The 6,140-nt window shown below is 60.7% G+C and carries 6 protein-coding genes; 4 read left to right on the forward strand and 2 right to left on the reverse strand.

Annotation, left to right across the window (positions count from 1 at the left end; translation table 11 throughout):
- Window positions 1–258 (reverse strand): phasin family protein (locus tag AC1DWI_RS11285; RefSeq protein ID WP_477724850.1); only part of this gene is annotated, 258 nt, incomplete at its 3' end.
- A gap of 248 nt (window positions 259–506) precedes the next feature.
- Between AC1DWI_RS11285 and AC1DWI_RS11290 the strand changes: the two genes are divergently transcribed.
- The 4 genes from AC1DWI_RS11290 (at window position 507) to rfbC (ending at window position 5,090) form a co-directional block, all read left to right on the forward strand.
- Complete coding sequence (locus AC1DWI_RS11290) at window positions 507–2,492, forward strand: SDR family oxidoreductase (protein ID WP_477668537.1); 1,986 nt, start codon at window positions 507–509, stop codon at window positions 2,490–2,492.
- A 129-nt stretch (window positions 2,493–2,621) separates the two neighbouring features.
- A complete protein-coding gene (rfbB, locus tag AC1DWI_RS11295) occupies window positions 2,622–3,650 on the forward strand; it encodes a dTDP-glucose 4,6-dehydratase (protein ID WP_477668536.1) in 1,029 nt (342 codons plus the stop codon).
- A 4-nt stretch (window positions 3,651–3,654) separates the two neighbouring features.
- Complete coding sequence (rfbD, locus tag AC1DWI_RS11300; protein WP_477668535.1) at window positions 3,655–4,545, forward strand: dTDP-4-dehydrorhamnose reductase; 891 nt, start codon at window positions 3,655–3,657, stop codon at window positions 4,543–4,545.
- On the forward strand, window positions 4,542–5,090 hold the full coding sequence (gene rfbC, locus AC1DWI_RS11305) for a dTDP-4-dehydrorhamnose 3,5-epimerase (protein ID WP_477668534.1): 549 nt from the start codon (window positions 4,542–4,544) through the stop codon (window positions 5,088–5,090). Before rfbD ends, rfbC begins: the two co-directional genes overlap by 4 nt.
- A gap of 12 nt (window positions 5,091–5,102) precedes the next feature.
- Here rfbC and wecB read toward each other — a convergent pair.
- A partial coding sequence (gene wecB / locus AC1DWI_RS11310) for a non-hydrolyzing UDP-N-acetylglucosamine 2-epimerase (RefSeq protein WP_477724851.1) occupies window positions 5,103–6,140 on the reverse strand: 1,038 nt, incomplete at its 5' end.

Genomic DNA, 6,140 nt, shown 5'->3' on the forward strand with positions numbered 1-6,140 from the left:
GGACTGGATGTCGGTGGCCATGCTGGCCATCTTGTTGGTGGCTTCAGAAATTTTGCCTTCGGCCACGGCCTGGGTCTTGCGCTGGATGGACAGGCCTTCCTTGACCAGGGTCTCAAACACTTTGCCGCCTTCTTCCTGCGCCTTGGAGAAGGCGCCCAGGCCGGCCAGCCAGATTTGCTGGGCGGATTCCTTGACGGCACCGGACAGCTGTGGGCCGGACTTCTTGTCGGCGCTCATTTTTTGCAGTTTCTTGACCATGGTTTACTCCAGACAGTTTGTGGTTATGGAACTTCGCGGGCAGTATGCCGCACGCACGGGGAAAATATAAGCCCTCCCTGTGACGGCGTTTAGGTGTTGCGTTCTAGAACCGTGAACAGGTTCTAGGCATGCGGCTCTACGGAAAAGTACGTGCAGTCAGGCTGAGCGCGGGTTTCTGCTGAATAGAGAGTCATGCCGTTTAAGCAAGAATCACTTTTTGACTTGGCCGTTCAGCGGAGGAAACACAAATGCATTATTTCGTTACAGGGGCCACAGGCTTCATTGGCAAGCGCCTGGTAAAAAAACTTCTGGAACGAAAAGGAACGACCGTTCATTTCCTGATCCGCAAGGAAAGCGCCGGCAAAGTGGCGGCGCTGAGGGAATACTGGGGTGTACCCGCCGCCCGCGCCGTTGCCGTGCACGGCGACCTGACCAGCAAAAAGCTCGGTGTCAGCAGTGAAGACATCAAGAAACTCAAGGGGCAGGTCGGGCATTTTTACCACCTCGCTGCGGTGTATGACCTGAGCGCCGACGAGGAAAGCCAGGTGGCCGTCAACATTGACGGCACCCGCAACACGGTGGAATTTGCCAAGGCGATTGACGCCGGCCACTTTCACCATGTGAGCTCCATCGCCGCTGCCGGCCTCTATGAAGGCGTGTTCCGCGAGGACATGTTCGAGGAAGCCGAAAACTACGAGCACCCGTATTTCATGACCAAGCACGAGAGCGAAAAAATCGTGCGCAAGGAATGCAAGGTGCCGTGGACGGTGTTTCGCCCTGCCATGGTGGTCGGCGACAGCACCACCGGCGAAATGGACAAGATCGACGGGCCGTACTACTTCTTCAAGCTGATCCAGCGCATGCGGCAGCTGCTGCCGCCCTGGATGCCGGCAGTGGGGCTGGAGGGCGGGCGGGTCAACATCGTTCCGGTCGACTTTGTCGTCGATGCGCTGGACCACCTCAGCCACAAAACCGGTATTGCCAAAAAATGCTTTCACCTGGTGGACCCGGTGGGCTACCGCGTCGGCGATGTGCTGGACATCTTCAGCCGCGCAGCCCATGCGCCCAAGATGAACCTGTTCGTGAATGCCGCCCTGCTGGGCTTTATCCCGCGCGGCGTCAAAAAGAGCCTGATGGCGCTGGCGCCGGTGCGCCGTGTGCGCAATGCGGTGCTGGCCGACCTGGGCCTGCCGGAAGACATGCTGACGTTTGTCAACTACCCGACCCGCTTTGACTGCCGCGACACCCTGGCCGCGCTCAAGGGCTCGAACATCGATTGCCCCAACCTGAAAGACTACGCCTGGCGCCTCTGGGATCACTGGGAACGCCACCTGGATCCCGATCTGCATATCGACCGGTCGCTGCGCGGCACCGTCAACGGCAAGGTGGTATTGGTCACCGGTGGTTCGTCAGGCATCGGCCTGGCGGCGGCGCACAAGTTTGCCGATGCGGGTGCCATCACCATCATCTGCGGGCGCGACCAGGACAAGCTCGACGAAGCCTGCAAGGAAGCCAAGGCCAAAGGCTATAACTTCGTGGCTTACCCGGCCGACATCGCCGACATGGTGGATTGCGACCGTTTCATCAAGGAGCTGATCGCCAACCATGGCGGCGTCGACTTCCTCATCAACAACGCGGGCCGCTCCATCCGCCGCGCCATTGAGGCCAGCTACGACCGCTTTCACGATTACGAGCGCACCATGCAGCTCAATTACTTTGGCTGCCTGCGCGTGACCATGGGGCTGTTGCCCGGCATGGCTGCCAAGCGCAAGGGCCATGTGGTCAACATCAGCTCCATCGGTGTGCTGACCAATGCACCGCGCTTCTCGGCCTATGTGGCCTCCAAGGCCGCGCTGGACGCCTGGACGCGCTGCGCATCCAGTGAGTTTGCCGACGTCGGCATCAGCTTTACCACCATCAACATGCCGCTGGTGCGCACGCCCATGATCGCGCCGACCAACCTGTACAACAACGTGCCCACGCTGTCCCCTGAAGAGGCCGCCGACATGATTGCGCAGGCCTGCATCTTCAAGCCGGTACGCGTGGCCACCCGCCTGGGCATCACCGGCCAGCTCATGCATGCGCTGGTGCCGCGCATCGCCCAGATCGCCATGAACACCAGCTTTCGCATGTTCCCCGACTCATCGGCCGCCAAGGGCGACAAGAGCGCCAAACCGACGCTGTCGGCCGAAGCGGTGGCGATGCAGCAGATGATGCGCGGGATTCATTTCTGAGCCTGTTTCAGGCTTGATGCCAAACGGGCCTGGTTCTCCAGGCCCGTTTTTCGTTGGCGGCGCCGCGGCTGGGGGATAATCCCGGTCCAGGCGCCGTTGCCGCACGTGTGCCGTCAACAAAGGCTATCCATGATTCTGGTCACTGGCGGAGCCGGTTTTATCGGAGCCAACTTCATTCTGGACTGGCTCGCGTTGCACGATGAGCCGATCCTCAATATCGACAAGCTCACCTACGCGGGCAACCGCGACAACCTTCGTGGGCTTGAGGGTGACAGCCGCCATGTCTTTGCGCACGGCGATATCGCTGACAGCCGGTGGGTGGCCGGCCTGCTCGCGCTGCACCGGCCGCGCGCCATCATCAACTTCGCGGCGGAGTCGCATGTCGACCGCTCCATCGACGCGGCCGAAGAGTTCGTCCAGACCAATATCGTAGGCACTTTCCGCCTGCTGGAGGCCGCGCGCGCCTACTGGTCGGGGCTGGAAGGATCAAGCGGCACGAACTTTCGGTTTTTGCAGGTGTCGACGGATGAAGTCTATGGCTCGCTGACGTCGGCGGCGGCGGCTTTCCGCGAAGTTGACCGCTATGAACCCAACAGCCCTTATGCCGCAAGCAAGGCGGCCGCCGACCACCTGGTGCGTGCCAGCCATCGCACCTATGGCCTGCCGGTGCTTACCACCAACTGCGCCAACAACTATGGGCCCTACCAGTTTCCGGAAAAACTGATCCCCCACATGATTGTTGCAGCGCTCGAAGGGCGGCCCCTGCCGGTCTACGGTGATGGCCTGCAGGTGCGCGACTGGCTGTATGTCAAGGACCATTGCAAGGCGATCCGCATGGTGCTGGAGGCCGGCCGGCCCGGTGAGACCTACAACATCGGTTGCCAGGGAGAAAAAACCAATCTGGATGTCGTGCGCACGATTTGCCGCCTGCTCGATGAATTGCGGCCGGTGCCGGCCGGCTATGCCGGCTTGATCACCCATGTAGCCGATCGCCGCGGCCATGATGCCCGTTACGCCATCGATTCGAGCAAGATCCGCCATGAGCTGGGCTGGCATGCTGACCAGAGCTTCGAAGCCGGCCTGCGCCACACCGTGCGCTGGTACCTGGACAACCCAGGTTGGCTGCAAGCGGTGCGTGAGCGCGGCCATACCGGGTGAGTCCATGCTGAAGATCCTGCTGTTCGGCAAGAGCGGGCAATTGGGCGCGGAGCTCTTGCGCAGCCTGGCCGCGTTGGGCGAGGTGATTGCACCTGATCGGAGCCAGCCTGGCGGCGACCTTGCCGACAGCGTTGGTATCCGGAACGCCGTACTCGGAGCCAGGCCCGATATCGTCGTCAATGCGGCGGCTTTCACCGACGTTGATGCGGCCGAGGGCCAGCCTGATATGGTCAACGCGATCAATGCCGATGCACCGGCCGTGCTGGCCCGGTCGTGTGAAGAGACCGGCGCCTGGTTTGTTCACTATTCGAGCGACTATGTCTTTGATGGCAGCGGAGGAACGCGGCCGTGGACCGAGGACGACACCGCCTTGCCGCTGAACGCCTATGGCCTTGGCAAGCTGCTCGGCGACCAGTTGGTCGCGAAAAATTGCGCACGACACCTGATCTTCCGCACAAGCTGGCTTTATGCGGCGCATGGTGAAAACTTTGCAAAGAAAATCCTGCACAAGTTGCGCAGGGACGGCCGGCTGGCGGTGGTTAACGACCAGTTCGGTGCGCCCACCGCAGCGGCCTGGCTGGCCGACCTGACTGTGTTGGCGTTGACGCGCGTTCTCGCGGATGAGCAATTGGCCGGGCTTTATCACGCGGCTGCCGCCGGTGAAACTTCCTGGCATGGCTATGCGTGTTTTGTCGTTGAGCAGGCACAAAAGACCGGCCTGTTGCCCAGTGTGCCCATAGATGCAGTCCAGCCCGTGGCGTCAACTGCCTACGTGCAGGCAGCCCGCCGTCCATTGAACTCACGACTTGATACTTCGAAGCTGCGGCGGACTTTCGGGGTCGACATTCCCGATTGGCAAACCGGTGTCGCCAAAATGGTTGAGGAGCTCTCATGAAAGTCACCCCGACGGCCCTGCCCGAAGTGCTGCTGATTCAGCCTGAAGTTCATGCCGACGCGCGGGGCCTGTTTCTCGAAAGCTTCAACAGGCGCGATTTTGAGCGGGCAACCGGGCTTGACGGCGGTTTTGTACAGGACAATCATTCGCGCTCGGTTCGCCATGTGCTGCGCGGCCTGCATTACCAGCTCAGGCAACCCCAAGGCAAGCTCGTGAGGGTGGTCAGCGGCAGCATCTGGGATGTGGCGGTCGATGTCCGGCGCTCCTCGCCGAATTTCATGCGTTCGGTCGCGTTCGAGTTGTCGGCCCAGGAGCATCGGCAGCTTTGGGTGCCGCCGGGCTTTGCGCACGGCTTTTTGGTGCTTAGCGAATTTGCCGACGTGCTGTACAAGACCACCGACTACTACGCCGCCGAACATGAACGCTGCATCCGTTGGGACGACCCGGATCTGGCGATTTCCTGGCCCCTGGCTGGCACTGTACCTCTGCTTTCAGCCAGGGATTGTGACGGCGCGACGATGGCGCAAGCCGAGCTGCCGCCATAGCCGCCGCGCGTATTATTTCTTCGACCAGACGACCCGGTTGATGTAGTCGATGTAGCTCGTCACGACACGCACAATTTGCGTCGAGACGAACGGATTTTCGTAGTCGGCAATGGGCAGCACCGGGCGCCGGTTGCGGTCATATTGCGACGTCACGATCTCGATGGCGTCTATCACGCGGTCCTTCTTGAGGCCGCTCATGATGAGGGTGCCGACGTCCATGCCTTCGGGGCGCTCGTGGGCATTGCGCAGGGTGATGGAGCAGAGGTTGAGCAGCGAAGTCTCCTCCGTGATGGTGCCGCTGTCGGACAGCACGCATTTGGCTTCGACCTGCAGTTTCATGTAGTCGAAAAACCCGAGCGGCTTGCCGAACACGATGCGCTTGTCCAGGCCTTCGTAACCAGCCTCCTCCAGCCGTTTTCGCGTGCGTGGATGGGTGGAAACGATCACCGGGAAGCCATACTTTTTGACAAGCTCGGTCAAGGTCTCGAGCAGGTCCTTCAGCGCGTCGGGCGAGTCAACGTTTTCCTCGCGATGCGCGCTGACCAGGAAAAATTCATTGGGCTTGAGGGACAGGCGCGAAATGATGTCGGACTTGTCGATTTGCGGGCGGTAGTGGTCGACGACCTCACGCATGTGCGAGCCGGTCTTGATGATGGTTTCGGGCCGCACGCCTTCGGCGATGAGATAGCGCCGTGCATGTTCCGTCAGGACCATGTTGATGTCCGACAGGTGATCGAGCACCTTCCGGTTGAGTTCTTCGGGAACGCGCTGGTCGAAGCAGCGGTTGCCTGCCTCCATGTGGAATACCGGGATTTTCCGCCGTTTGGCCGCGATCACTGCCAGGCATGAGTTGGTGTCGCCATAGAGCAGGACGGCGTCGGGCTTCTCAGCCTGGAACACTTCATCGGCCTTCATGATGATCTGGCCGATGGTCTGGGCCGCATTTTCGCCGACTGCATTGAGAAAGTGGTCGGGCTTGCGAATCTGCAGGTCTTCGAAAAAAATCTGGTTCAGCTCGTAGTCGAAATTCTGGCCCGTGTGCACAAGAAT

This window comes from Polaromonas sp. P3_C2 (assembly GCF_056402675.1).

What these genes read in the sequence shown, in the direction of transcription:
- rfbD (WP_477668535.1), top strand. Translation starts at nt 3,655, where the DNA reads ATGCTGAAGATCCTGCTGTTCGGCAAGAGCGGGCAATTGGGCGCGGAG.
- rfbB (WP_477668536.1), top strand. Translation starts at nt 2,622, where the DNA reads ATGATTCTGGTCACTGGCGGAGCCGGTTTTATCGGAGCCAACTTCATT.
- AC1DWI_RS11290 (WP_477668537.1), top strand. Translation starts at nt 507, where the DNA reads ATGCATTATTTCGTTACAGGGGCCACAGGCTTCATTGGCAAGCGCCTG.
- rfbC (WP_477668534.1), top strand. Translation starts at nt 4,542, where the DNA reads ATGAAAGTCACCCCGACGGCCCTGCCCGAAGTGCTGCTGATTCAGCCT.